The 22,191-nt window shown below is 61.5% G+C and carries 26 protein-coding genes, 1 tRNA gene and 5 pseudogenes; 17 read left to right on the forward strand and 15 right to left on the reverse strand.

The window, feature by feature from the left end; genetic code table 11:
• The first annotated feature begins 61 nt into the window (after positions 1 to 61).
• A complete protein-coding gene (locus tag DCG74_RS23605) occupies positions 62 to 3,010 on the forward strand; it encodes a Ulp1 family isopeptidase (protein ID WP_257187416.1) in 2,949 nt (982 codons plus the stop codon).
• A 220-nt stretch (positions 3,011 to 3,230) separates the two neighbouring features.
• On the opposite strand, the pseudogene DCG74_RS23610 reads toward DCG74_RS23605, so the two are convergent.
• Positions 3,231 to 3,446 (reverse strand): annotated as a pseudogene (locus DCG74_RS23610) (transposase); the annotation flags it as partial.
• Positions 3,447 to 3,702: 256 nt separating this feature from the next.
• On the opposite strand from DCG74_RS23610, the pseudogene DCG74_RS23625 reads away from it, so the two are divergent.
• Positions 3,703 to 4,586 (forward strand): annotated as a pseudogene (locus DCG74_RS23625) (IS110 family transposase); the annotation flags it as partial.
• Positions 4,587 to 4,657: 71 nt separating this feature from the next.
• Here the strand turns inward: DCG74_RS23625 and DCG74_RS23630 are convergent.
• From DCG74_RS23630 to DCG74_RS23655, 6 genes and pseudogenes are all read right to left on the reverse strand, one after another.
• On the reverse strand, positions 4,658 to 5,113 hold the full coding sequence (locus DCG74_RS23630) for a transposase (RefSeq protein WP_373569532.1): 456 nt from the start codon (positions 5,111 to 5,113) through the stop codon (positions 4,658 to 4,660).
• A gap of 48 nt (positions 5,114 to 5,161) precedes the next feature.
• Positions 5,162 to 6,187, reverse strand: a pseudogene (locus DCG74_RS23635) (IS481 family transposase).
• Between the two features lie 127 nt (positions 6,188 to 6,314).
• Positions 6,315 to 7,553 (reverse strand): annotated as a pseudogene (locus DCG74_RS23640) (IS66 family transposase); the annotation flags it as partial.
• Between the two features lie 45 nt (positions 7,554 to 7,598).
• Positions 7,599 to 7,919: an IS66 family insertion sequence element accessory protein TnpB gene (gene tnpB, locus DCG74_RS23645; RefSeq protein ID WP_373569493.1), complete on the reverse strand. Its 321-nt coding sequence runs from the start codon at positions 7,917 to 7,919 to the stop codon at positions 7,599 to 7,601.
• A gap of 23 nt (positions 7,920 to 7,942) precedes the next feature.
• Positions 7,943 to 8,344: a transposase gene (locus tag DCG74_RS23650; protein WP_172789246.1), complete on the reverse strand. Its 402-nt coding sequence runs from the start codon at positions 8,342 to 8,344 to the stop codon at positions 7,943 to 7,945.
• Positions 8,345 to 8,430: 86 nt separating this feature from the next.
• Positions 8,431 to 8,673, reverse strand: a pseudogene (locus tag DCG74_RS23655) (transposase); the annotation flags it as partial.
• Positions 8,674 to 8,855: 182 nt separating this feature from the next.
• Between DCG74_RS23655 and DCG74_RS23660 the strand changes: the two are divergent.
• Complete coding sequence (locus DCG74_RS23660) at positions 8,856 to 10,724, forward strand: hypothetical protein (RefSeq protein ID WP_246709110.1); 1,869 nt, start codon at positions 8,856 to 8,858, stop codon at positions 10,722 to 10,724.
• Positions 10,725 to 10,993: 269 nt separating this feature from the next.
• On the opposite strand, the gene DCG74_RS23665 is transcribed toward DCG74_RS23660, so the two are convergent.
• Positions 10,994 to 11,653: an oxidoreductase gene (locus DCG74_RS23665; RefSeq protein ID WP_172789549.1), complete on the reverse strand. Its 660-nt coding sequence runs from the start codon at positions 11,651 to 11,653 to the stop codon at positions 10,994 to 10,996.
• Between the two features lie 380 nt (positions 11,654 to 12,033).
• Here DCG74_RS23665 and DCG74_RS23670 point away from each other — a divergent pair, with 380 nt between their 5' ends.
• Positions 12,034 to 12,234 carry a hypothetical protein gene (locus DCG74_RS23670; protein ID WP_172789550.1) on the forward strand — a complete coding sequence of 67 codons (201 nt, stop codon included), beginning with the start codon at positions 12,034 to 12,036 and terminating at the stop codon, positions 12,232 to 12,234.
• Entirely contained in the window at positions 12,234 to 12,497 is a 264-nt protein-coding gene (locus DCG74_RS23675) for a hypothetical protein (RefSeq protein ID WP_172789551.1), read from the forward strand. The genes DCG74_RS23670 and DCG74_RS23675 overlap by 1 nt, the downstream gene beginning before the upstream one ends.
• 3 nt (positions 12,498 to 12,500) lie before the next feature.
• Here DCG74_RS23675 and DCG74_RS23680 read toward each other — a convergent pair whose 3' ends face one another.
• Positions 12,501 to 12,653 carry a hypothetical protein gene (locus DCG74_RS23680; protein WP_172789552.1) on the reverse strand — a complete coding sequence of 51 codons (153 nt, stop codon included), beginning with the start codon at positions 12,651 to 12,653 and terminating at the stop codon, positions 12,501 to 12,503.
• 58 nt (positions 12,654 to 12,711) lie between these two features.
• Positions 12,712 to 12,903: a DUF3072 domain-containing protein gene (locus tag DCG74_RS23685; RefSeq protein ID WP_172789553.1), complete on the reverse strand. Its 192-nt coding sequence runs from the start codon at positions 12,901 to 12,903 to the stop codon at positions 12,712 to 12,714.
• A 98-nt stretch (positions 12,904 to 13,001) separates the two neighbouring features.
• Here DCG74_RS23685 and DCG74_RS23690 point away from each other — a divergent pair, with 98 nt between their 5' ends.
• The 3 genes from DCG74_RS23690 to DCG74_RS23700 all read left to right on the forward strand — a co-directional run bounded on the left by DCG74_RS23690 (position 13,002) and on the right by DCG74_RS23700 (position 14,496).
• The gene (locus tag DCG74_RS23690; protein ID WP_172789554.1) at positions 13,002 to 13,235 is read left to right on the forward strand and encodes a hypothetical protein; all 234 of its coding nucleotides are present in this window, start codon (positions 13,002 to 13,004) and stop codon (positions 13,233 to 13,235) included.
• Positions 13,229 to 13,456 (forward strand): hypothetical protein, encoded by a 228-nt coding sequence (locus tag DCG74_RS23695; RefSeq protein ID WP_172789555.1) that lies wholly within the window; start codon positions 13,229 to 13,231, stop codon positions 13,454 to 13,456. The genes DCG74_RS23690 and DCG74_RS23695 overlap by 7 nt, the downstream gene beginning before the upstream one ends.
• 833 nt (positions 13,457 to 14,289) lie before the next feature.
• Positions 14,290 to 14,496 carry a hypothetical protein gene (locus DCG74_RS23700; protein ID WP_172789556.1) on the forward strand — a complete coding sequence of 69 codons (207 nt, stop codon included), beginning with the start codon at positions 14,290 to 14,292 and terminating at the stop codon, positions 14,494 to 14,496.
• Positions 14,497 to 14,571: 75 nt separating this feature from the next.
• On the opposite strand, the gene DCG74_RS23705 is transcribed toward DCG74_RS23700, so the two are convergent.
• Positions 14,572 to 14,874: a hypothetical protein gene (locus tag DCG74_RS23705; protein ID WP_172789557.1), complete on the reverse strand. Its 303-nt coding sequence runs from the start codon at positions 14,872 to 14,874 to the stop codon at positions 14,572 to 14,574.
• A gap of 110 nt (positions 14,875 to 14,984) precedes the next feature.
• Complete coding sequence (locus tag DCG74_RS23710; RefSeq protein WP_172789558.1) at positions 14,985 to 15,476, reverse strand: hypothetical protein; 492 nt, start codon at positions 15,474 to 15,476, stop codon at positions 14,985 to 14,987.
• Between the two features lie 256 nt (positions 15,477 to 15,732).
• On the opposite strand from DCG74_RS23710, the gene DCG74_RS23715 reads away from it, so the two are divergent.
• The 3 genes from DCG74_RS23715 (at position 15,733) to DCG74_RS23725 (ending at position 17,377) form a co-directional block, all read left to right on the forward strand.
• The gene (locus DCG74_RS23715; protein WP_018323108.1) at positions 15,733 to 16,029 is read left to right on the forward strand and encodes an HU family DNA-binding protein; all 297 of its coding nucleotides are present in this window, start codon (positions 15,733 to 15,735) and stop codon (positions 16,027 to 16,029) included.
• A 497-nt stretch (positions 16,030 to 16,526) separates the two neighbouring features.
• Complete coding sequence (locus DCG74_RS23720; protein ID WP_257187419.1) at positions 16,527 to 16,661, forward strand: hypothetical protein; 135 nt, start codon at positions 16,527 to 16,529, stop codon at positions 16,659 to 16,661.
• Positions 16,662 to 17,179: 518 nt separating this feature from the next.
• On the forward strand, positions 17,180 to 17,377 hold the full coding sequence (locus DCG74_RS23725) for a hypothetical protein (RefSeq protein ID WP_172789559.1): 198 nt from the start codon (positions 17,180 to 17,182) through the stop codon (positions 17,375 to 17,377).
• Here DCG74_RS23725 and DCG74_RS23730 read toward each other — a convergent pair.
• Both DCG74_RS23730 and DCG74_RS23735 read right to left on the reverse strand, forming a co-directional pair.
• Entirely contained in the window at positions 17,374 to 17,499 is a 126-nt protein-coding gene (locus DCG74_RS23730) for a hypothetical protein (protein ID WP_257187420.1), read from the reverse strand. The two genes, DCG74_RS23725 and DCG74_RS23730, sit on opposite strands and share 4 nt — an antisense overlap.
• Positions 17,500 to 17,582: 83 nt before the next feature.
• The gene (locus DCG74_RS23735) at positions 17,583 to 17,813 is read right to left on the reverse strand and encodes a hypothetical protein (RefSeq protein ID WP_172789560.1); all 231 of its coding nucleotides are present in this window, start codon (positions 17,811 to 17,813) and stop codon (positions 17,583 to 17,585) included.
• A gap of 280 nt (positions 17,814 to 18,093) precedes the next feature.
• Between DCG74_RS23735 and DCG74_RS23740 the strand changes: the two genes are divergently transcribed.
• Positions 18,094 to 18,381: a hypothetical protein gene (locus DCG74_RS23740; RefSeq protein ID WP_172789561.1), complete on the forward strand. Its 288-nt coding sequence runs from the start codon at positions 18,094 to 18,096 to the stop codon at positions 18,379 to 18,381.
• Between the two features lie 96 nt (positions 18,382 to 18,477).
• Here DCG74_RS23740 and DCG74_RS23745 read toward each other — a convergent pair whose 3' ends face one another.
• Positions 18,478 to 18,642 carry a hypothetical protein gene (locus DCG74_RS23745; protein WP_008558907.1) on the reverse strand — a complete coding sequence of 55 codons (165 nt, stop codon included), beginning with the start codon at positions 18,640 to 18,642 and terminating at the stop codon, positions 18,478 to 18,480.
• A 256-nt stretch (positions 18,643 to 18,898) separates the two neighbouring features.
• On the opposite strand from DCG74_RS23745, the gene DCG74_RS23750 reads away from it, so the two are divergent.
• From DCG74_RS23750 to DCG74_RS23770, 5 genes are all read left to right on the forward strand, one after another.
• On the forward strand, positions 18,899 to 19,660 hold the full coding sequence (locus DCG74_RS23750) for an NAD-dependent protein deacetylase (protein ID WP_172789562.1): 762 nt from the start codon (positions 18,899 to 18,901) through the stop codon (positions 19,658 to 19,660).
• A gap of 198 nt (positions 19,661 to 19,858) precedes the next feature.
• Positions 19,859 to 20,521 carry a cold-shock protein gene (locus DCG74_RS23755; protein WP_172789563.1) on the forward strand — a complete coding sequence of 221 codons (663 nt, stop codon included), beginning with the start codon at positions 19,859 to 19,861 and terminating at the stop codon, positions 20,519 to 20,521.
• 110 nt (positions 20,522 to 20,631) lie between these two features.
• Entirely contained in the window at positions 20,632 to 21,114 is a 483-nt protein-coding gene (locus DCG74_RS23760) for a DUF192 domain-containing protein (protein WP_172789564.1), read from the forward strand.
• A gap of 91 nt (positions 21,115 to 21,205) precedes the next feature.
• Positions 21,206 to 21,282 (forward strand) — tRNA-Pro (locus tag DCG74_RS23765).
• Between the two features lie 714 nt (positions 21,283 to 21,996).
• Positions 21,997 to 22,191, forward strand: coding sequence for a hypothetical protein (locus tag DCG74_RS23770; protein WP_172789565.1), 195 nt, complete (start codon positions 21,997 to 21,999; stop codon positions 22,189 to 22,191).

Below are 22,191 nucleotides of genomic sequence, written 5' to 3' on the forward strand. Positions count from 1 at the left end.
AGCTTTTCGAAAGCTCGCGCAGACTAGAGTCTGCTCAGGTGATCTTGGACGTGAGGCTAGCGTGGACCAGCAGAACTTTGAACCGGCCAATGTAACAGCTTGGTCGCAGGTGCAGCACGCCGTCTCGGAAGAGCCGCAGGCGGGCCAGGCCGGGCAAGAGGGCTTTGAGCAGCACTTGGCCGAGGCAAGTCAGGTCGATCCCGCTCTTGTCGCCAGGGAGAGGGCTGTTCGCGATTCCTATCCGCACTTGCGTGAAGAAGATCGTGACGTTATCGATAAAGCGATTGCTCAATGGGCGGCTCAGACGGACCGAAATCCGAAAACGCTCAAAAGGTATACTCGCTCACTTCGCCGGCTCGTGGATGAGTTCCGCCATGATGGCCACTCGACTCATCTAAGCGATCACCAATCCCTGGCCAAGTACGCCAAAGGTCGTTGGAATCAGGCAGACCGCGTTGTCATGAACATCCTTTGTGCGTATTATGAGCCGGGCTATTTAGCTGTTCACGATTACTATCCGCACTTGCGTGAAGAAGATCGTGACGTTATCGATAAAGCGATTGCTCAATGGGCGGCTCAGGCGGACCGACATCCGGAAACGCTCAGAACGTATAGTTCCGCACTTCGCCGGCTCGTGAATGATTTCCGCGGTGAGGGCCACTCGACTCATCTAAGTGATCACCAATCCCTGGCCAAGCACGCCAAAGTTTGGAATTCGGCAGACCGCGTTGTCATGAACATCCTTTGTGCATACTATGAGCCGGGCTATGTAGCTGTTCGAAAGCAGGCCCCGTCAGCAGAAGACGCCCCTCTCATAGAGCAGCTGACTATTCCCAGCGGACTCAAAGAGGATACCTTTGCTATATATCGGCGTGCTCTTCGCCAATTTTATGAGGCGCTTACGGGCGTGGGGCAGAGCATATCTGAGCTGGATCACGAGTCGCGACTCAAGTTCGCTCGTGAGTTGCTTCCGAAGAGCACAATTCTCTTCTCCGCGTTGAGGAGGCTTCGTGACCAGCTCGACGCGAAACAGGGTTCAGGTGCGGGTGGCCCTCGGGAGACCGGGAGTGATGGTGTCCTGTCGCCCAGGTCAGGCGGGGTTCCGGCGGAGGTCCGGGACCTGTTCGATGATGCGACCGAGGAGCCGCCGACCAATCCACTGGAACTTCAGCGGCTGGAACAGGGCTTCCGTGAGGAACTTCACGGACGGCGGGACGATCAACGCGCCCCCTCAGGGCTGGCTTTCGATGCAGAGCAGTTTCCCCCGGCGAAACTTCGGCGAGTGCTCAATCACCTGGATAATCCATCCATGCCTTCGCCAGCCTCCGTAGATCCAACGGAGCTTCTGCGACTGCAAGAGCAGCTTCACAACGAAATTCAGCAGCAGCCGGATGATCAACCCAGTCAATCATTCTTCGTCGATCAAGAGGAGTTCAATCTAGAGCAGTTCTCTCCAGGGGCGCTTCGGCGACTGCTGGATGCTGGCCCCGCGCAGCCGCAAGTTCCCGTCAATCCAAAGGACCTCAAGGCAGGCGCTGGCGTGCTGATGCAGGCTCCCCTCCACGAATTGCTGCAGCACAGGGGGCACGGACAACCTGCTGCACTGAGCAGGAGCGGCGTCCTGCCAAGCGAGGACAACCGACCGACCAGCTTCGCGATCAACACTGAGCGTTACACGGTTCGTTTCGGATCCCGATCGGAAAACGCTCCGCAGCAGCCCAGCGCGCCGTTAGGGAATCAAGCTTCGCCAGCACTGCCTTCACGCAGGATGGGGCAAGCCGCGCCGGCGTCCGACAGGGCTGAGGCGGTGTTCCTAGCGCTCGGCGAGACTTTTGATGCGTCTTTGTCCGTTCCCGACGACTTCTCCCACGGCACCCAGCCTGCGCCGGGTATGATGCGGTCCAAGCTGGGCCGCTGGGGTCTGTTGCCGGATGTAGCAGAGCCCGTAAAGACCTACGACATTCGCGGTGAACGCTACACGGCCGTGCTGGGACCGGGCGGGCCCGATGATGTTCGGCTCATTCACCTGCGGTCTCCCGCTGTCGGCGATACATTCGACGTTTCGTTTGCCGTTCCCAAGGATTTTTCTCATCGCTCCCAGCCGGCCCCCGACATGATGCTGTCCACGTTGGGCAAGTGGGACTTCTTGCCTGTCGCGGAACATCCAATCATGAACTACGAGATTGGCGGCGAACGCTACACGGCCGTTTTGGGACCGAAGGGATCCAACGACGTTCACCTCATCCATCATCCTCGAGCTGCTGATGAAGCCGCGCCAGCGGCTCCGTCAGGCGCCTACAACGTCCTTGATTTGCCGTCCTCACCGGAGGAGCTGCCTGATTACGCGAACTATCTGTCGGCGTTCCCGCGCATACACTCCGGTGCCGAGATCGGGGCGTCGGGTCCGGCGGCCTCATCCCACGACCGCAGCGGGCGGGCTCTCGGCGCCACGGAATGGCTCGGCGACGAGCATATCCAGAGGGACTACGAGCTCCTGACGCAGAAGTTGCAAATGGATCATCCGAATCTTGCCGCCGGAACGCGGTTCGTCGATCCTCTCATCGCCTTTCAGTTGAGTTGGGGCGCCGAGCGCGACGCGCTCAGCGGATGGGAGCGCATCATCTATGATCGGGATCACAAAGATGTCGCCCACTTCCTATTCCTGCCAGTGAACGATGCCGGTGCGACCGATCCTAACGGCACCCATTGGTCGCTGCTACTCATAGATCGCCGCCCGGAACGACAGCCTGTCGCCTATCATTACGATTCCGTCCAGGGACACAATGACGGGCCTGCAGAACGGCTCGCAGCACGGCTGGGCGTGACTTCTCTGCAGCGAGCCGGCATGGCCCCGCAGCAGAACAGCTATGATTGCGGGGTGTTCGTGGTGGACGGCACACGGGAGCTGGTTAGACGATTGGCGCAAGGAGAGCGGCCAGAGCACGAGCCGCTGCACCTCGACAACCTCGTCGTCAATCGGCGGGCACTCCGGGACCGGCTTAGGGGTTGATGGCGATGCGCCCGCCCGCAGCCGTGTCGATCGGGGTTTTCGGCGGCGTTTCAGGACCGGTCCCCGTCGAGTGCGTGCGGCTAGGGATGCGCCCGACGATTAGGCGCGTCCCACCCGCCGCGAGCAAGCGCACGAAATCAGAGTTGGGACCTGGATCGTGTCCCCGGGCGTGGTGTAGCTGGCGGTGGGTCACCGCGTTCGCCGGCCTGGGCTGGATCGGTCAGGTGGCGATTGCCGGGAAGTTGACGGCGGGATCATCGCCCAATGGCGCGATCGTTTCCAGTGTCATGTAGCGACCGCGCTGGACCGCCCACTCATCGTTCTGTTCGAGCAGGATGGCACCAATCAGGCGGGTGATGGCGTCCTCATTGGGGAAGATGCCGACCACTTCGGTTCGGCGCTTGATCTCGCCGTTGACGCGTTCGAGCGGATTGGTAACCGGTATCCAACGTTCCGCTGCGGTGTTCTACATCGTGGCGTATGGTGCGACCATCGGGACAGAGGCACCGGGAGCACGAAGTGCGGGCAGGCCGATGCACACGATGAGCCGAGAGCTCGAGTTAGTAGCTGGCCGCCTCTGCGACTCGCCCGGTTGGTGCGAATGCGACGGATAGGGCATTGATGTCCACCGAACCTTCGGGGAGGTGGTATTTTGGGAGAACGGCAGGCTTCGACATGCGGGTCGCATTGATATGACGCGGACTGCGCTGGAGGGATTTGGCAAAACCCTGCTGGCCGGTGATGAGGTGGTGCTCGAAGCGACTGGTAACCGCCTGCGCGGTGTCGCGGGTTCTGGCGCCATTCGTGGCGCGGGTGATCATCGCCAATCCGTTGCAGGTGAAGGCGATCGCCCAGGCTCACGTCAAGACCGACAAGATCGATGCCGGCACGCGCCAGTCTGCAGGCGGCGGGATACCTGCGGCAGATCTGGACGCCTGACGCGGAGACAGAGCGCAAGCGTAGGCTGGTGGCGCGGCGCTACCAGGTCGTGCGGCATCGCACGCGGCTCAAGAACGTGGTGCATTCGATCCTGCACGCGCACCTGATCCCGAAGTGCCCGCATGCCGATCTTTTCAACGCCCGCGGCCGGGCATGGTTGGCCGCTCAACAGTTGCCGGACGATGAGCGAGCGGCCATCGACCGGCATGTCCGTGAGCTTGACCGGCTGGCGGAAGACCTGGTCCTGCTCGACCGCGAGATCGCGCGGGACGCAATCGAGGATTCCGCGGTCAACAGATTGATGACGATCACCGGCGTGAACCTGGCGGTCGCCGCCGGCATCCTGGCGGCGATCGGCGACATCAGCCGGTTCAACAGCCCGCAGAAGCTGGTGAGCTATTTCGGGCTGAACCCGCGGGTGCGGCAGTCCGGGTTGCGAGCAGCCCACCACGGCCGTATCGGCAAAATCGGCCGCAGTCATGCGCGCGCCATGCTGGTCGAAGCGGCCTGGGCAGCGGCCAAGGCGCCCGGTCCACTGCATGCTTTTTTCGTGCGGATCCGCGCGCGGCGCGGCCATCAGATCGCCGCGGTGGCCGTGGCTCGGAAGCTCACTGTGCTCTGCTGGCACTTGCGTACGCATACGACGAGGACCGCCTGATTGACGCATGCGCGCGGGTACAGTTAGTTCTATGATCGGCGGGGTGAAGGTCAGGCGGCTTGCTGATCGGTGGGATTGGCTTGGCGCAGGAGCTTCCATTCCCAGGGCAGCAGTTCGTGCAGCCGCGACGTAGGAAGATCGGCGATCCGGGCGAGGACGTCGGCGAGCCAGGCCTTGGGATCGACTTCGTTGAGGCGACAGGTCGGGATCATCGTCAGCATGATGGCGGCCCGATCGGCACCGCGCTGGCTGCCAGCGAAGGTCCAGTTGCGCCGCCCCAAGGCGATGCCTCTCAACGCGCGTTCAGCGCAATTGTTGGTCAAGCAGACCCTGCCGTCGTCGAGGAAGCGGGCGAAGTCGTCCCAGCGCCTGAGCATGTAGTTCATGGGCTTCAGGACCTCGGAGGAGCTCGACAGGGTCTCCCGCTCGCGGAGCAGCGAGTCGTGCATGTCGTCGAGAAGCGGCTTGCTCTGTTCCTGTGTAAAAGAAGGGACTTGAGCTGACAGTGGTTGCTTTGTCGCAGCAGGTGTCCGACAAAGATTTCATGTCCAACCTCACGCAGCCGGCAACACTTTCTCTCTCGACAGAGCACTTGCGTCAAGCAAGGTTTGCATCGGCGTCTTGCCGTAGCACCAGCGCCCCTGATGCGGGCGCACCTCATTGTAAGCAGCGATCCAGTCATCGAGATCGCTCTGCAACGCGGTGATAGTCGGATAGAGGAACGCGACGCGATAGAACTCCTCGAGCACGGTGCGGTGGAAGCGCTCCACAATGCCGTTGGTCTGTGGGCTCTTCGTCTTGGTGCGGGTGTGTCGATGTCCTCGACGGCGAGGTAGAGTTCGTATTCGTGATGCTCCGGATTGCCGCAATACTCGGTGCCGCGGTCGGTCAGTATCCGGTTCAGCGGGATGCCCCGCGCATCGAAGAACGGCACCACGCGATCATTCAACAGTTCGGCCGCCGTGATCGGCGTCTTGCGATCATACAGCTTGGCGAACGCCACCTCGCTGTAGGTGTCAATGAAGGTCTGCTGATAGATCCGCCCGACCCCCTTCATGTTGCCGACATAGAAGGTGTCCTGCGCACCACAATAGCCGGGGCACTCGCTCTCGAACTCGCCGTGTGCCTCCTTCTCGGACTTGGCCTTTTCCAACGCAACGAGCTGGGCCTCGGTCAGCACCAGGCCGTCCTGGGCCATCTTGGCCCCCAGCGCCGTCAGCCGCTTCTTGACGTTGGCGAGGTCGTGGCGCAGCCACACCGCACGCACGCCGAACGGGGAGATCGACAGGCCGCGGCTCCTGAGCTCATTGCTGACTCGCACCTGGCCCCAGGCCGGCTGGTCGATTGCCAGCTCAACGACGGCCGCCTCGACCTCCGGCGCGACCCGGTTCTTCAGGATCGGTTTCTTGCGGCTGATCTCAATCAGCGCCAGCTCGCCGCTTGTCGTACAGTTCCTTGAACCGGTAGAAGCTGTCGCGGCTATAGCCCATCATCCGGCAAGCCTGGCTGACATTGCCGAGCTGCTTGGCCAATTCCAGCATTCCGACTTTCGCGCGAATGACCTTCTGTTCCTGGGTCATGGTAATGTCTCCTGTGTGACGCTGCGGGCTGCGCGGGAGCGCCCTTTGGGTGAGCGCTCCTGCTCGCCCGCAGCTCCATTCCCTGCCAGTCAAACCTTGCCGTCAGATTAAGTCGAAACTTCTACAGTTCCTGGCGCACGGCGCGCCGGCCGTCGGCACTGCGGCCGTTGATGGCGCGCTCGATCTCGAACAGGGCGTCAAGACGCCTGACCGCTTCCAGCGCGATCGGGGAGACCGGTTTGCCTTTCTGTCCGTCCCGGGCGGCTTTCTCGATGTCAGCCAGTTCGAAGAAGCCCCGCCGCGCATGGGCCAGGCAAAATGCCGGCGTGATCGGCATCGCTTTCCTTTTTGGGTCGAACAACGGCTCGAAGCCGCTATAGCAATCCGCCTGCAGGATACCGCCGAAGACGGCCAGATGCTTCTGGGGATGTTCGCCCCTTCGGTCGCCCGAGGCGTAATAGACCGCCGCCGGCGGCGCAGGTCCGGCGAAGGGCCGATCATCCCGCACATACGTCCAGATCCGGCCGGTCGTGCACTTGCCCTTCGCCAGGATGCGGATGGTGGTGTCGTCGCCATGAAGGCGCTCGGCCGCAAGCACATGACGCTCGATCTAGCTAGAACAGCGGCGTGACGGCGAAGGTCCCGTGACCGACCTGGTCGGCCAGCGTCGATAACGGCAGATCGATCCTCTCGGCCTTAAAGCGCACGCTCTGGCGGTTGAGCGGGATATGCATGCCGAACTTGTCGAACAGAATCGTCGCCAGCAATTGTGGGCCGATGAGCCGCGCGGCGTCGCATGGAACGGTGCCGGCGGCTGGCTGATCTTCTCGCAATCGCGGCAGGTGAACTTCTCGCGTACCGTCTCGATGACCTTAAAGCGACGCGGAATCTCCTCCAGCGTCTTGGTCACATCCTCGCCGACCTTCGCCAACCGCGATCCACCGCAGCAGGCGCAGGTCGTTGGAGCCTCGATGACGACGCGCTCACGTTCGATGTCGTCAGGCCACGGCTTGCGCACCGGCCGCTTGCGCGTGAAGGCGCTCACGCTCTGGGTTTTTGCCGCGGCAGCCTGCGCAGCCAGCTCATTCTCGGTCGCCGTGGTGGCGAGTTCTTCGAGCTCCAATTCCAACTGCTCAAGTAGCCGCGCCGTGCGCTCGGAGCGCTGCCCGTGCAGTTCGCGTTTGAGCTTCTCGATCCGTAGCTCAAGATGAGCGATCAGCACTTCGCTGTCCGACAGCTCCGCCCGCGCGTTGGCGGCATCCGCGACCGCCACATCGCGTTCAGCCTGCAACGCCTCGCGCTCGGCCAGCAGCGCAAGGTAGGCGCTCGCGAGATCCGACGGAAGATCGCTCGGCTTCGATGTCATGAAGCCTTTGAATCAGATCGAGCATCAGATTCAAACCCAAAACGATTATCCGACCCGCGTCGGACGCTGGGTTTCTTGCGGATTGCGCCAATCGATCCCGGACAGCAGGTAGCTCAACTGCGCCAGCGAGATCGTTACCGCTTCACCGGCAACCGATGGCCAGATAAACTTTCCTCTCTCGAGTTTTTTTGTGAACAAGCAGGCTCCCTGACCATCGTGCCAGATCACCTTCACAAGATCGCTGCGGCGACCGCGGAAGACAAACAAATGACCGCTGAGCAGTTCTTTGTGCAGCACCTCCTGCACTTGGAGGGCCAGCGATGGAAAGCCTCTGCGCATATCCGTGTAGCCTGTAGCCAGCCACACTCGCACATTCCCTGGTACAGAAATCATCGGCGTCCAAGCACATCGAGGACCCGCGCCAACGCCTCCGGATCGACGTGCGCATCCACCCGGATGCACCGTCGGTTGCCGAGATCGATCTCTATCAATCCAGTACGCGCGGCTGCCGCCGAGCGAACTCGGCCATCAACCGTAGGCAAAAGCTTCGGAGTTTCTTCAGCCGAGGCCGCTACGGCGGCGATCTGCACCGGCGTAAAAGATAGTGCAACTTGTTCCGATGTCCGTGCTTGTCGACGCCAGGTAAACACCAGGCTGGCCGCTACTCCGTTGCGCCGCGCAACCTCAGTTACCTTCGCGCCCGGTGCCAGCGTCTCCTCGACAATCCGTGCCTTGTCGTCCTGCGACCAACGCCGCCGCCGCTCGAGCCCGCCCAAAACTTCGACCCGCATCGCCTGATGACCTTAAAGCTAGACCTAAGGTCACACGCTTCGCGAATTACCACCCGTCACGCAAGACGGTCCTCGTCGGAGCGGTACAGTGCGCCATCGCCGATCGCCAGTTCAGGCGCGACCTGCAGTCCGCGCCGGCGGATGTCGATCAAAAGCTCGCGCCAGCTCTGGGCGCTCTCGCGCACGCCGACCTGGAAGCCGATTAGCTCCTTCTTGCCCTCGGGCGTCGCGCCGATCAAAACCAGCATGCATTCGCTGTGGTCCTCCATCCGGGCCTGCAGGAAGACGCCGTCGGCCCAGACGTAGACATAGCGCCGCGCCGATAGATCAGATAACGTACAGAGTCTTTCGCACTTTCAGGATTGACGGCTTCTTCTAGAATGAAGGAGCTTTGAATGAACGATGGGAATGCCATGGGTCAGGTGATCCAAATTGATGAGGCCCGGATTCGAGATCAGGGAAGGCTCGCGCGAAGCCGAAGCGTCAGCGAAGATTGCCAGCCGGACACACGATGCTGACGGCACCTGATGAGTCCCTTTCCGACGGCAGCTGCAGTGATCTTCCACGAGGTGTCTCGACTTTGGATTGTTCACGTGAAAAGATGCACGTGTTCTCGTTGAGGGAACGCGACCCCCTGCATATTGCGCAGGGACAAAATTGGGGGATCTCCGTGCGCGAATTTGAAGAAGGCGCCGTATTGCACGTGCGCGCAATTGCTGGACTGCACGTCGTTACGCTGGCTTGGGACTTCGCACCAGGCCAGGAAGCCAAGAAGACCGGACTATTGGGCTTTGCCATCGAGCGCACCGAGTTCGACAGGAACGACAATATCCACGAGCGCTACTTCATTAGAGGGATCAAGCGCTTCAAGCACAAGGACGAGGGACTGGCTCCTGGAACTCCGGTGCCGACGTCGGAGCATCCGATTCAGACATTTCAGTGGGGCGACTACACCGCCAAGCCCGAGACAACCTACGAATTCCGCGTCATCCCGGTCTACGGCAAGCCAAAACTCCTCGAGCTCGATGTTGCATCGGCAACCAAAATTCGTGTGAGCACGGAGGCAGAAGAGGGTGGAAACAAGCCGGGAGAAATCACTCACGACATCTATTTCAACCGCGGTGCCGCCGGTTCTCAGGCGTTCGCACGCAAGTTCGGCAAGACCGAGCTCGATGAAAACGATCCCAGCTCGGATGCGATGAAATGGCTTTCCCGTGGCCTGTTCGAGGCACTCGTCAAGTTCATCGAATATCCCTCGACGCTGCAAAACCCCGGTGACTACGCCTTGCGGGCGATGCTTTACGAGTTTCGTTACAAGCCCGTCGGCCTGGCGTTCAAGAAAGCGAAGAATGCCGGCGTCGACGTCGATATCCGCTACGAGGCACAAAGCTATGTGGACGAAAACGAGGAGATGATAGCTGCGGCCAGGATCAAGAGCATCTGCACGCCGCAGAAGTCGCGCGCCGGAATTAGGCACAATAAGTTCATCGTTCTGCTCCACAACGACGTGCCGATCGCCGTCTGGACGGGGTCGACGAACATTTCCTCGGGCGGCATCTTCGGCCATTCCAATGTCGGCCATGTCATATGGGATGGTGAGATTGCACAGAGCTTCCTCGATTATTGGGAGCGCCTGGCTGCACCGGACGTCACGCTTGCTCCCCTGAAGAAAGCAAATCTCGCTGTCGATGCGACGCCTGCGCGCCATACTTTGCCGCCGAAGAATCGCATCTTGCAGCTGTACTCGCCGCGCGACGACAAGACGAAGCCGACGACACTGGAATGGTATGCGGATCTCATCGCCGACGCCAAGCGGATGGCCTGCATCACGTTCGCCTTCAACCTGGACGACTTCCTCTACGAGGCGCTGGCAAAAGACGATGATACTCTCCGCTACTCGCTGTTCGACAAGGATCCGGGAGACGAGTTTGCCGACGAAATCAAAGTCACGGGCAACAGCGTCATGGCGCCCGGAGCCAAGCTTTCAAAGGGCGATCTCGAATTCTTCCTCGGCGAGAAGCTGACCGGTTTCAACCGCAACTTCTATGTTCACGACAAATTTCTGCTAGTCGATCCGCTGGGAGGCGACCCGGTCGTCGTCACCGGCACTGCAAATTTCAGCCAGCCGTCACAGAACGCCAACGACGAGAATATGCTGGTCATCCGCGGTAACACGAGAGTCGCCGACATCTATTTCGGCGAGTTCATGCGCGTGTTCGACCACTTCTACTCGCGCTATGTCGTCAAGAAGATCAAGGAGGCGGGCAAGGGCGACCCGGACGCCGGTTTCCTGAAGGAGAATTGGAAGGAATGGGTGCCCGGTCATTTCAAAGCGGGGCAAAAGCAGTTGCGGCGCGAGATCTTCATGAAGCAGGATTGATTGGAAGCTGTTGGGATTAACGTCGCCCGGAGAGGCGGCTTCGACTTAGGGTGACGTGCACCAGGCACCCGGAGTGTGGGGCGGGACGCCGGACACTGACTTAGTTCGTAGGATGGGTAGAGCACGTGCGAAACCCATCATGCTTCGTCACGCAACAAGGCTCTCGATGGGTTCGCTTCGCTCTACCCATCTACGAGCTTACGTTGCTGGCGACGGAGAGCGTCGATCGAGAAGGTTTCGCAAGGGCTCAACCCATCCTACGAGCTGCATCACGTTCGAAGCAGTGCCGCCATCTCTTTCCAATGATAGATTCGCACCTTCTCCGTTTGATGCCGCGCGGCTTTGGCGATGGCGTGCGCGATGTCGTTGCCGGCGAGCCCGCGATATCGGTCGGCCGGGCCAAGGAGCAGCGGATTGAGCACGCCCCATATCGCGATGATGAGGCGCTCACGCGGGCGGTCTTCGTCGCGCGCGCCGAGGATCATCGACGGGCGGAAAATATGCGTGTGCTCGAAATCGAGCGAGAGAATGTCGCGCTCCACCTCGCCCTTGGTCCTGAGATAGAACACGCCGGAGCCGGCGTTGGCGCCAACGGCCGTGACCAGAAACACAGACCGCGCGCCGTTGGCCCTGGCGATCTCGGCCGCCAACAGCGGATAATCATGATCGATCTTGTAGTACTCGGCCTCGTCAGGGGTGTGCTTGCGCGTCGTCCCCAGCGCAATGAAGATCTCGTCCGCAACCAATTGCGGCTTGAGTGCGGGCAGGGAAGCGAGATCACCGATCAGCACCGTGAGCTTCGGATCGCTCACCGCCAGCGGCTTGCGGGCCACCGCCACAACCCGCGAATAATCGGGACTGTCCAACAGGTCGCGCAGCAAATGCGAGCCGATGAAGCCGGTTGCGCCGAAGACAAGTGCGGTTTTCATTCAAGCCACCGTTTTGCGTTGATTGCCCAAAGGCCAGCTTGATGAATGCAGATCAGGAGGCCCAAGGCAACCTGGGTTAGCTCGTAGGATTGGTAGAGCACTTGCGAAACCCATCATGTTTCGTCACGCAACAAGGCCCTCGATGGGTTTCGCTTCGCTCTACCCATCCTACGAGCTGATCGGTTGTTGAAAGTCAGGGGGAGTGGCGGCCGTAGGTCGTGCAGGATGCGCAACATCCGGATCGAGCCTTCCGCTACGGTATAGGCCGCGACATGGCGTGCCGACAATGACGAACTCGCCTGTGCCGGCCATTTGGCCGATCGTGACACCGCGATGACCGGCCCAATGAACCCCGCCAGCGGTGGCGCCGACCAAACGCCATGGCCGCATTGCTTGCAGAACTCCTGTTCGATCTCGTCAGAGCCCTCGTTGGCAGCTGGCTGAGAGAGGCTGCGTTCGCCATCGGTGCGTGGCTCGATACGAAGATTCACAGCCGCTCTGCACGCATTTTCGTCGGCCTCCTGCTCGGGGCCGCCGCCTTTTTCCTCATTCCTGTTATCTCCGGCCTGCTGGGTCTTTGATGCTCTCCGTGAGGACACACCTCGTCATCGCATTGGCCGTCGGGGCGGTCGTCTCGACGGTGCTCCTCGTCCTGGAGCCGCTGACCGACTTCGCGTTTCTTTGGCTGGAGTGGCCGGGCATCACCGCAGCGTATTTCTTCTGGGGAGCGGTTGGAGGGGCGACCTTCGCCGGCATCGCCATTTCCTGGGTCGTGAATGCACTGACCTACGGTCTCGGTGCTTTCGTCATTCTCAGCGCCTTCAAGGTGCTGAGGGAAGCATGATCCTCACGCCGTCTCGTCGTCACCCTTGGCGACGATCTCGACTTCGAAATAGCCCATGTCGCGGAGCTCGGCGGCCTTCTTCTCGGCCGCTTCCCGGGTGTCTCTCTTCAGGATGATCTGGCCCGCTCCGTCGCGGGCGCAAACGAAATAAGGCATTCTCGATTCCCAATTTCGTTTGCATACGCACGGAGCCGGGTTCCCGCAATCGGACGGCTCACTCCTCCAGCCCGGCCTTTTGCCGCATCTTGTCGATCAGCTCCGAGGCCTCGGCCTTGGTCAGCTCCTGCTCGGGCAGGTCCTGGTGAGCCTGCTCGGCCAAGGTCTTGAGGTAGGATTCCTGGGCTCGGGTCATCGGATCGTCGCCGGAAACCCAATCCTTCGGGTCCTTCTGGGTGTTGTCGGCCATCGCGCATCTCCCATTCCGTTTTCCGTAGAACGTCGGACTCGACTCTTCGTTCCGTTTTTGTTCTCATGGGTCACATCTAGAATTCGCGAGGCGGAACAATGCCGGACCTGGACTTTCTCAGGCGGGAGATCGAACGGATGCGCAGCCAGATCGGCAGGCAGAGGAAGGAGATCCTCCAGCTGCAGCGGGCGGGCATCGGCACCGCCTCGGCCGAGGCGCTGCTGTCGCGGATGGAGGCGAAGGTCGAGAGCCTGTGCGCGGAACGCGACGCGCTGAAGGCGGCGGAGCCGCGCCAGATCAAGGGCCGGGTGCTCGGCGGGAGGACATGGTGAGCAGGCGGTGGTTCGACGACGAGAGAGACCTGTCGCCCTTCCTGACCGCGCTCGAGGACGTTCGCCGACGCGCGACGCGGGAAGGGTGGTGCTATGCCCACGTCCAGGCCATCCTCGTCGCCATTGATCAATACGCGGAAGCTGCGACAGGCAACCGCGAGTATTTCCTGAACAAGCCGGTTTCGATCGGAGACAACCGGAAGGCGGCGGACATTCCGTGAGCGTTCCAGCGGCTCTCTGCCGCCGAGGTCCGGCAAGGCCGTCGGATGCGAATGAGCCCGCGAGCAAGTCTTGAAGGTGAGAAGGGCCAGGTCCGCGGGTTCACGAAAGATGCGTCACGTAGGCTTGCGCCGCTTCGGTTATGTCGCGAGCGCGCAAGCAACCCCAAGCATGCGCGCTTGTCGCTGCCGCCGATTAGCGCGGTGAGACGGAGGAGAGAGTCGACCTGGTGCGCCTGGGCGAGGCAGTCTTGCTTTGCGGCGAAGCAGTGCTCTTGCCGGACCTCCGACGAGCTTTTGGCGTGATCCCATTCTGCTCATCGAACTGCTTCAGCCAGGCCGCGATATATCGCGGGTCCTCGGGACAAAGCCGCTCGAGCAAACGAAGGTTCTGCGCTCTGAATTCCACAAGGGTTTTCGGCATCACGGCTCCTCAAAACCCTGCCCCCGTCGCAAAAAATGCGTCTGGAGGGCTGCCGGGTCAACGGCAAAGAGCGCTTGAAATCCCGGGCGAGCTGATGCAGCGCCAAAAGCGAAAACCCCGCCCTTGGGAAGCGGGGTTCTCTGTCGAGGTGAAGCTTAGGGACGGTTCAACTGTAAGACGCGCAAGCGGCAAGAAAGTTCAAATGAGGACGCGGATGCACTCGCGCCGGGCAATTACAAATCCGTAAGTCGGTTGAAAATCGACGCCCAAAAACTATCTCTGCGTCAGGCGGCAGCGTAACAAGCCGCCCTTCAACTGACACCCAGCCGCCGCGCTCAGAACAGGCGAAGCTGGGTCCTTTGACATTCTCCCGCTTAAGGTCCCGCCTCATTGGCCTCAGAGGCAAACGTCCATGACTGCCCGCACCTACAATCACGAACGCTGGTCGGAAGACGACGACCGGCTGCTTCGATCCATGTGTGAAAGCGGCAAGAGCCTCACGCTGATGATCGTGAAGCTGAAGCGGCCCATTGCATCGATCAGGTCGCGCGCGATCGAGCTTGGCATCAATCTCCCGGGCACGCGCATCGGCCTGCGACGGAAGCGGCGAACCGCTTGAGCCCGCGCGTCGGACAAAACTGCTGTGCCTCCATCGCTGAAAGCCGGTGCGCACTTGCACGCCCTTGCGGCCGGGCTAGGCCGCAATCCGGTGTTCGACCGGCGTCGTCAGGAACTTGAGCGCTTCGGCATGTGCGAGATCCGGAACCGCGATCGCCGTGTGGCTGTACATCGCGTGTGTCCGCGACGTCGCGATCTGGTCCAGGATCTCCTTGCCCTTGATGACGTGGAGGCCCATGCCGTCATCGACGGGGAAGATCGCCAGCACCACGTCGTAGGCCGCGATGACCGCTCTGAGCGCTTCAGCCTTGTCTTCGGCGACGTCGACAAAAATACGAACATCAGCTGCGAGTTCACGCAGCTCGTTAAAGTCCAGCACTGTCAGGATACTCCAACGCAACCAACCTGATCGAAGCTTGGTCGCGTTAGGTTACTGAAGCGTCAACAATGGGCGCCGAGCCACAAGTTTCACGCCGAGGTGACTTCGCTTTAGCGCTTGGCTTCGTTGTTGCGAAGCCTGGCCTCCGCGGCCTCGTCCACCAGGTTCAAGGTGGCGCCGTCATAGCTCAGCTTGAGCCCGCGGCCGACGATCCAAGACCAGCCTTCGCGGTCCTTGATGGCCGGTGCGTTGAACTGCTCGGAGATCGATTTGACGGCGGTGTCCTGCGATCCGGGATTGTTCAGCGTCGCATCGACGCGCCAGATCGGATGCCTGGCGTCGGCTTCAACGCCGTGGGCTGTGACCTTGGCGCCGTTGATCTCGCATTCGAGGGTGTACGGACCTCGGCTCTGCCGGCAGAGATAGTGGCGTTGACTGACGAGCTTGCTCGCCTCGTCGAATGTCATCCCCGGCGAGAAGCCGAAGATGTCGGACTTTTTCACGAGGGCAAGCGACGCAGGCTTCAAGAAGCCTGGCTGGATCGCGACGAGGGCTGCGACAGCGAACACGATCAAACCTGCAATGACGATAGCGACCTTCATCAGCACCCCATCGGAAAACTTGCGACCTTATAGCAGGCGCGGTGCTCTCACAGGTTCAAGAAAATTGCAGGTCTTACAACATCTTGCACAGGAAGTCCGGAACCCCGCAGAGCCCATGCTTGCGTTTTCGGCCTCGATAGGGTCTAAGCCCGATCACTTCATGACTTCTGGCATGAATCAGCAGCGCGCATTCGCGGGTCCGGCCGCGTCCCCAGCAGCAGATTGCTCCGCGCACCCATTCGAAGGAATTCAGACCATGGCAAAGATGACGAAGACCCAATTGATCGATGCAATTGCCGAGGGCACGCAGCTTTCGAAGAACGACGTGAAGTCCGTGATCGAGTACATGGCGACCGTCGGCTACAAGGAGCTCAACGAGTCCGGCGAGTTCGTCATTCCCGGCTTCGTGAAGATGTCGGTCGTGAACAAGCCGGCGACCGAAGCCCGCATGGGCGTCAACCCCTTCACCAAGGAGCCGATGCAGTTCGCGGCGAAGCCCGCCAGCAAGTCGGTCAAAGCCTCGCCGCTGAAGGTGGCCAAGGACGCCGTCTGACGTGCCGGCGATGTCGTTGCGGCGCGCTCATTGGCGCGACGCCGCAGCGATCAACCGCTGAAGACCAGGTGGTGCTCGGCCATGGCGATGCCGAACATCACCAGACCATCACGACAAGCCGTAGCGCGCGGTGCTCGCGCCATCGGGAACGGCAAGCCCGTTCCGTCACCATCCTCACCCGCTTCACAAGAAAAAGCCCCGCGCTTTCGCGCGAGGCTCTTCTGGCTGACGGCGTTGGGATTTCAGCGCCTGGCCGACAGCCATGGCTCCTAACCTAAAGTTGAAATTGCAAAAAGCAACAGCGCCGCCGTGACGGAATATGTTCGTCAGGCGGCGCTGCCGTGTAACTGGGCGCTGAAATCCCCAGCTTCAATGAGTGCTTGCTGCGCCGCAAAGGTTCAACGTCGCCCCGAGGAAATTTCGCCGGTGGGGGCTGGACTTTTTGTTCTCATTTTGTTCTAGTGTGAGCCGCCCAGGTGGACCGTTGGAGGTTGCTCATGACCGTCGAAAAACAGCGCGAAGTGATCAGGCTCTGGAACGAGCTCAGGAAGCTCGAGGGCCCTGCCGCGGAAGAGCTCCGCATCCAGATCCTCGAATGCTTCTCGAAGGAGAAGACGAAGCGGGCGGCCTGACCTGCATCGACGCCGCGCGGCGACGCGCAAGCGCGATCCCGCTCTGAGGGGAGCGCGCTTGATCTGTCGCCGCGTTGCTTGCCGACGAACTCTTGCCGGCGAACTCTTGCCGGCGAACTCTTGTCGCGGAGTTTTGTCGGAGAAGGGTCTTTTTGCAGGAGGGTCTTGTTGCAGGGTCTTGCCGCCGAAGAGTCCTGCCGCGTCGAACGTGTGAGCGTGCGCGGTTTCATCGATCGTTAGGAATCGCTCTGCGCTGATTCTTGCGACTCCGATTCGTTCTTCGCGAACGAAATGGAGTCGAAGCTGGAACAAAGCAGGTCGTTGTTGTTGCAGCTCATCACTGCGGAGCTGCCAGCTGCGGTCTGGCTAACGAGAGCTTGCGCGGATGCCGATAACCCTATTCGGTTAGGTTAAAAGCCCAATCGCGTTGCGCTTGCTGCGCCTTGGGCTAGGTGTTCGGCAAAGACAAGCAAGAACGACGTTCCCAAAGAAACGACTTTGCCAAGAAGCAATTTGCCATGATGCCTTTTTCAGAGCCGTCCTTTTTTCAAGGCGACCGGCACACCTACCGGCGCGTTGCCGTCGTCGGCGCGCTGTTCTGTCTTGCCTTCGTCGTGATCAGCTTCTCGCTGCGGCCGCAGGCCGAGGACACGCGCGTTGCGGTCAAGGCCGACCGGCTGGTCCGCACGGCAGGTCAGGCACTGCGCGCCAATTAACGTTCGTCGCCGCAGCGGCGGTCGTCGGCCCGTGCCTGCGGGCATGCGGCACCGCGCGAGGCGAGCGCCACAAAGCCGGCATAGCCGGACAGGTTGAGCAAGACTTCGAGCCAGACGGGCATATCGGCCTTCTTTCCCTCCGCTCAGCGGGAGGAAAGATTCAACGTCCGCGCGTAATCCCGGTTCCGTGCTCCCGTAGAGAAATTCAAAGCGGAGAGGAGGGGTCGAGCCTTCGGCCGAGGGTGGCGACGGATTCGCTCGACGGCTGCTCCTTCAGGAACTCGGAGATCGCCTGCGCCAGCTCGCGGTCGCTCATCGGCGTCGGCGGCGGGCGCAGCGTGCCGACACCGAAGCTGCGGACGATCTCGTCATAGTGCTCATCGCCGGATCTGGGAACCAATTTGCGGATGCGGGCCAGCAAAGCGGATAACGGCAAGCTTTCCTCCTCGATCGTCGTCCCTGCTGGCAACCGTCATGGTCTGCTGCCATCTGCTCCCGTGAAACTGAAAACCCCGCCAGCATCGCGGAGATGCTGACGGGGTCTTCGTGCTGTCGCCTCAACCCGGATGGCGGAGGCGCCCGCACTTGGAACGTCAATCCGCCACAGGCGATTTCGTTCCCGCTGCGTCGACATTTTTTGACCGCGATCGGTTCCCTGCGTTCCGCGCAACCATCGCAGGCGCTTGCGGTTACCCCCTGCAGCGAAGGAGGAGAGCATGAAGAAGACACTGGCAGTTCTGGCCACCGTCGCAGCCGTTGGCGTGACCGCGGTCGCGGCCCCTGCGCCCGCCGAGGCAGGTCACCGCGGCATCGGGCCGGGCTTGGCGTTCGGCCTTGCCGCCGGCGCCATCACCGCGGGCGCGGTCGCAGCCTCCCATCCCTATGGCTATTACGGCCCCCGCTACGGCTATTATGACGGCCCGAGCTATTATTACGGACCGGGTCCGTATGCCTATTACGGCGGGCCGTACTACCGACGCCACCACCACTGGCGCCATTGGTAAGTCCGGCAATTGAGTGATCGCCAATAGCGAAAAGCCCGGAGCGCTGCTCCGGGCTTTTTTCATTCGCATGTCGTCGCGCCCTGCCGGCGCGACCGATTACGGCCAGAGCGAGGGCCGCTCGACCTTGCGGGCATTCTCCAGCGTCGACACGAAGTATTCCTCGCGCTCGCGCTTGAACTTTTCCTGAGTGGCACGGAAGGCGGCGACACGGGCGGCGATCTCTTCGCGTTCGCGCTCTTTGCGCTGTTCGTCCTCGGTCATGTCAAATCTCCCCTCTACACCTTGCGTATGTGCACATCTGAACTCAAGCACTGCCGCCGCAATCACGTTGAGTCGCGTCAACACATCCATTGGCACTTCCGAATGGGGCGTCAATGGGGAGGAGGCATTGCAGGATTGTGATATGCGAAGGTCGGAAGAAATTGCCGAGCGCGTTGCGTTGGCGCTTGATAAGAGCGTCAACGATCTTGCCGCTTGCGCATGTTGCTGTCAGGCCCAACGGAGTCGGGAGGCGCGATTGATCGCATCGGATCTTCAGAGCGGTATCGAGCGGCTCGGCGACATGATCGCCGAGGCCAGGACCATCGTGCCGTTCACCGGTGCCGGCATCTCGACCGAATGCGGCATTCCCGACTTCCGCTCGCCGGGCGGAATTTGGACGCGCAACCGTCCGATCCCGTTCGACGAGTTCGTCGCGAGCCAGGAGGCGCGGGACGAATCCTGGCGCCGGCGCTTTGCGATGGAGGCGGTCTTTGCCGCAGCGAAGCCCGGCCGCGGCCATCGGGCGCTGGCATCGCTCTACCGCGCCGGCAAGGTTCCCGCCGTCATCACCCAGAACATCGACAACCTGCACCAGGCCTCGGGCTTCGCGCCGGAGCACGTGGTTGAACTTCACGGAAATACCACTTATGCGCGCTGCATCGGTTGTGGGCAGGCCTATCCGCTCGACTGGGTGAAGCGCCGTTTCGACGACGATGGCGCGGCGCCCAACTGCACCGCCTGCGACGAGCCGGTGAAAACCGCCACGATTTCCTTCGGCCAGATGATGCCGGAGGACGAGATGCAGCGCGCGACAGCGCTGTCGCAGGCTTGCGATCTCTTCATCGCGGTCGGTTCCTCACTGGTGGTCTGGCCGGCCGCCGGTTTTCCGATGATGGCCAAGCGCGCCGGTGCGCGTCTCGTGATCATCAATCGCGAGCCGACCGAGCAGGACGACATCGCCGACCTCGTCATCCAGCACGACATCGGCGAGACTCTCGGGCCCTTTGTCGCAAATTGAGGCGTCAATTTGATTCGCGGCTGTGCAAGCTGTTCATAGGTTCCGGCGAATCTCTTTTTTGTCTATGCGTCGCAACCGGGAGTGTTATCTTTTGAGTCGAAAGATTCGCGTCGCGTCGAATTGAGAACATTCTCTTAAGACGCGTGATTCGAGCGCCGCCAATGTGGCGGGTTGCATGGCAGTGTGGGGTCCGGGGTTATGGGGTCGTCGGACGGATTTGAGTCCAAGAAGCTTGGAGTTCCCGGACAGGGCACCTCGCCGGGGCGCTTGACGCCGAGCGAGCATGGCAGCGCCGGCCGCGACACCGCACTCAGTCCCTTCACCGGATTGGGCGAAGCCAGCGCCAACCTCGTCGAGGTCACCGGCGTCATCAAATGGTTCGACGCCTCCAAAGGTTACGGCTTCATCGTTCCCGACAATGGCTGGCCCGACGTCCTGCTGCACGTTACCGTGCTTAGGCGCGACGGCTTCCAGACGGCTTATGAAGGCGCCCGCATCGTCGTCGAGTGCATCCAGCGCGCCAAGGGCTACCAGGCTTTCCGCGTCGTCTCGATGGACGAATCGACAGCGATCCATCCGGCGCAGATGCTGCCGCCGCGCACCCATGTCACGGTCACCCCGACCAGCGGGCTGGAGCGGGCCCAAGTCAAATGGTTCAACCGGCTGCGCGGCTTCGGCTTCCTGACCTGCGGCGAGGGCACCCCTGACATCTTCGTGCATATGGAGACGCTGCGCCGCTTCGGCATGACCGAGCTCAGGCCGGGCCAGTACGTGCTGGTCCGCTTCGGGCCCGGCTCCAAGGGCATGATGGCGGCCGAGATCCATCCCGAGACCGGATCGCCGGGATTGCAGTCGCACTAAGAATTCCCGCAATCGTGAGCAGAGGCGCGCTGCGAGTCCGGCGCGCCTCTTCCTTTTCGGGCGGTCGCCGCGTAAGGACTGACTTTAAGTCCCACGCCGCGAGAGCCCCCATGAATTCTGATCGAAAGGCCGTCTGGTCCGTGAAGGGCTGGCTGGCCGCCATCCTCGTCATCGCCTTCTGGGCCGTCGCCGGCGCGCCGGTCGGCGCCGCCAGCTTCCAGCCGCTCGAGATCGTCACCAAGAATGGCGTGCAGGTGTTCTCGGTCGAGATGGCAACGACCGCGGAGGAGAAGGAGACCGGCCTGATGTACCGCAAGGAATTGGCCGACGGCAAAGGCATGCTGTTCGACTTCAATCCCGAGCAGGAAATCTCGATGTGGATGAAGAACACTTATGTTTCGCTCGACATGATCTTCATCCGCGCCGATGGCCGCATTTTGCGCATCGCCGAGAATACCGAGCCGTTGTCGACGAAGATCATCTCCTCCCGGGGGCCCGCCCGGGCCGTGCTGGAGGTGGTGGCGGGAACGGCGCAGAAGTACGGCATCCGTCCCGGTGACCGCGTCGGTCACCCCCTGTTCGGCGGCAAATAGGGCGGGCAGGGCTATTGCCGCCCCGGCCGGCGGCTTTTGGAAGCTTGCTGGCGCTCCGGGAAGCGTGTATCGACGGGGCTCGCCGGACATTCGGGGTATAGCGCAGCCTGGTAGCGCGGCAGTTTTGGGTACTGCAGGTCGTTGGTTCGAATCCAGCTGCCCCGACCAGTCCCGGGCGGCGCTGGCCTAGAGGTCAGCATCCAACCGGCAATGGCCACATCCACGCGTCCGGCCTCCGCTTCGCGCGGAAATCAGCAAAGCCTCATCGAACCTTCGCCCGTCGCCATCGACAAATCCGTGTTGGGGATTTCAGCGCCCAATGTCTAAACGGACGCCGCCAAGCGATGAATATTCCGCTTGTGCGGCGTTGCGCTTTTCGGGCCGCGCTCGTCAGTTCGACGCGCACCAGCCGGGCGGAAATGGGACGTACGACCAGGCCATATGGTTGTCGTTGGCGGCTTGCGGTGGCTCTTGCGAGGCCGTGCTCACGATTGACGCGGGCCGCGCCACGCGGAGCGCGAGGCGCAGACGTGCCCATTGCAATTTCATCATTGTCGTCCCCCCGCAATCTACTTGCTTCCAAACGTCCGATCGTCTGCAAAGTTCAGTGTAGAAATCACTGTGCGCCGAAACGGCGCGCTCGCCCTCAAATCACGGACATTCTAGAAAAACCGGCGCCGACTTTCAACCGATCGCGCCGCCCCATCCCAAGAAGTAAGGTTGATCGGCAAGGTTAAAGGCGAGCGGCTGTTGCGGTCGTCTGCGTGGCTGTTATCACGTCGGTCCCGGCTCGCGATGGGCTGCTTTCACTCTGTGCGACCACAGATGACGGTTCGTCGCGGCGCGCGCATCTTTTGAGTTCTGCGCCAGCGAGTTCTGCCCATGTCTCTTGATCCCAACATCAGGACCGTCGGTCCGCAATCGAACTGGACCGAGATCTGGCACCTCTGGACGGTGATCGTACCTCGCCGCTCCATCAACGGGCAGTTCGTGCTCGGCAAGGTCTGGCGTCGCCACGACGGCCGCGACTGGATCTACAAGAAGTTCACCGAGTTCGACGGCGAAGAGGCGGCTTAG

This window comes from Bradyrhizobium sp. WBAH42, assembly GCF_024585265.1.
Lineage (GTDB): Bacteria > Pseudomonadota > Alphaproteobacteria > Rhizobiales > Xanthobacteraceae > Bradyrhizobium.

Bases quoted from the DNA above. Each gene is read 5' to 3' on its own strand.
- DCG74_RS23650 (WP_172789246.1), bottom strand. From the start codon at position 8,344: ATGCGGGTCGAAGTTTTGGGCGGGCTCGAGCGGCGGCGGCGTTGGTCG.
- DCG74_RS23660 (WP_246709110.1), top strand. From the start codon at position 8,856: ATGCTGACGGCACCTGATGAGTCCCTTTCCGACGGCAGCTGCAGTGAT.
- DCG74_RS23665 (WP_172789549.1), bottom strand. From the start codon at position 11,653: ATGAAAACCGCACTTGTCTTCGGCGCAACCGGCTTCATCGGCTCGCAT.
- DCG74_RS23670 (WP_172789550.1), top strand. From the start codon at position 12,034: ATGGCCGCATTGCTTGCAGAACTCCTGTTCGATCTCGTCAGAGCCCTC.
- DCG74_RS23675 (WP_172789551.1), top strand. From the start codon at position 12,234: ATGCTCTCCGTGAGGACACACCTCGTCATCGCATTGGCCGTCGGGGCG.
- DCG74_RS23680 (WP_172789552.1), bottom strand. From the start codon at position 12,653: ATGCCTTATTTCGTTTGCGCCCGCGACGGAGCGGGCCAGATCATCCTG.
- DCG74_RS23685 (WP_172789553.1), bottom strand. From the start codon at position 12,903: ATGGCCGACAACACCCAGAAGGACCCGAAGGATTGGGTTTCCGGCGAC.
- DCG74_RS23690 (WP_172789554.1), top strand. From the start codon at position 13,002: ATGCCGGACCTGGACTTTCTCAGGCGGGAGATCGAACGGATGCGCAGC.
- DCG74_RS23695 (WP_172789555.1), top strand. From the start codon at position 13,229: ATGGTGAGCAGGCGGTGGTTCGACGACGAGAGAGACCTGTCGCCCTTC.
- DCG74_RS23700 (WP_172789556.1), top strand. From the start codon at position 14,290: ATGACTGCCCGCACCTACAATCACGAACGCTGGTCGGAAGACGACGAC.
- DCG74_RS23710 (WP_172789558.1), bottom strand. From the start codon at position 15,476: ATGAAGGTCGCTATCGTCATTGCAGGTTTGATCGTGTTCGCTGTCGCA.
- DCG74_RS23715 (WP_018323108.1), top strand. From the start codon at position 15,733: ATGGCAAAGATGACGAAGACCCAATTGATCGATGCAATTGCCGAGGGC.
- DCG74_RS23720 (WP_257187419.1), top strand. From the start codon at position 16,527: ATGACCGTCGAAAAACAGCGCGAAGTGATCAGGCTCTGGAACGAGCTC.
- DCG74_RS23725 (WP_172789559.1), top strand. From the start codon at position 17,180: ATGATGCCTTTTTCAGAGCCGTCCTTTTTTCAAGGCGACCGGCACACC.
- DCG74_RS23730 (WP_257187420.1), bottom strand. From the start codon at position 17,499: ATGCCCGTCTGGCTCGAAGTCTTGCTCAACCTGTCCGGCTATGCCGGC.
- DCG74_RS23740 (WP_172789561.1), top strand. From the start codon at position 18,094: ATGAAGAAGACACTGGCAGTTCTGGCCACCGTCGCAGCCGTTGGCGTG.
- DCG74_RS23745 (WP_008558907.1), bottom strand. From the start codon at position 18,642: ATGACCGAGGACGAACAGCGCAAAGAGCGCGAACGCGAAGAGATCGCC.
- DCG74_RS23755 (WP_172789563.1), top strand. From the start codon at position 19,859: ATGGGGTCGTCGGACGGATTTGAGTCCAAGAAGCTTGGAGTTCCCGGA.
- DCG74_RS23760 (WP_172789564.1), top strand. From the start codon at position 20,632: ATGAATTCTGATCGAAAGGCCGTCTGGTCCGTGAAGGGCTGGCTGGCC.
- DCG74_RS23770 (WP_172789565.1), top strand. From the start codon at position 21,997: ATGTCTCTTGATCCCAACATCAGGACCGTCGGTCCGCAATCGAACTGG.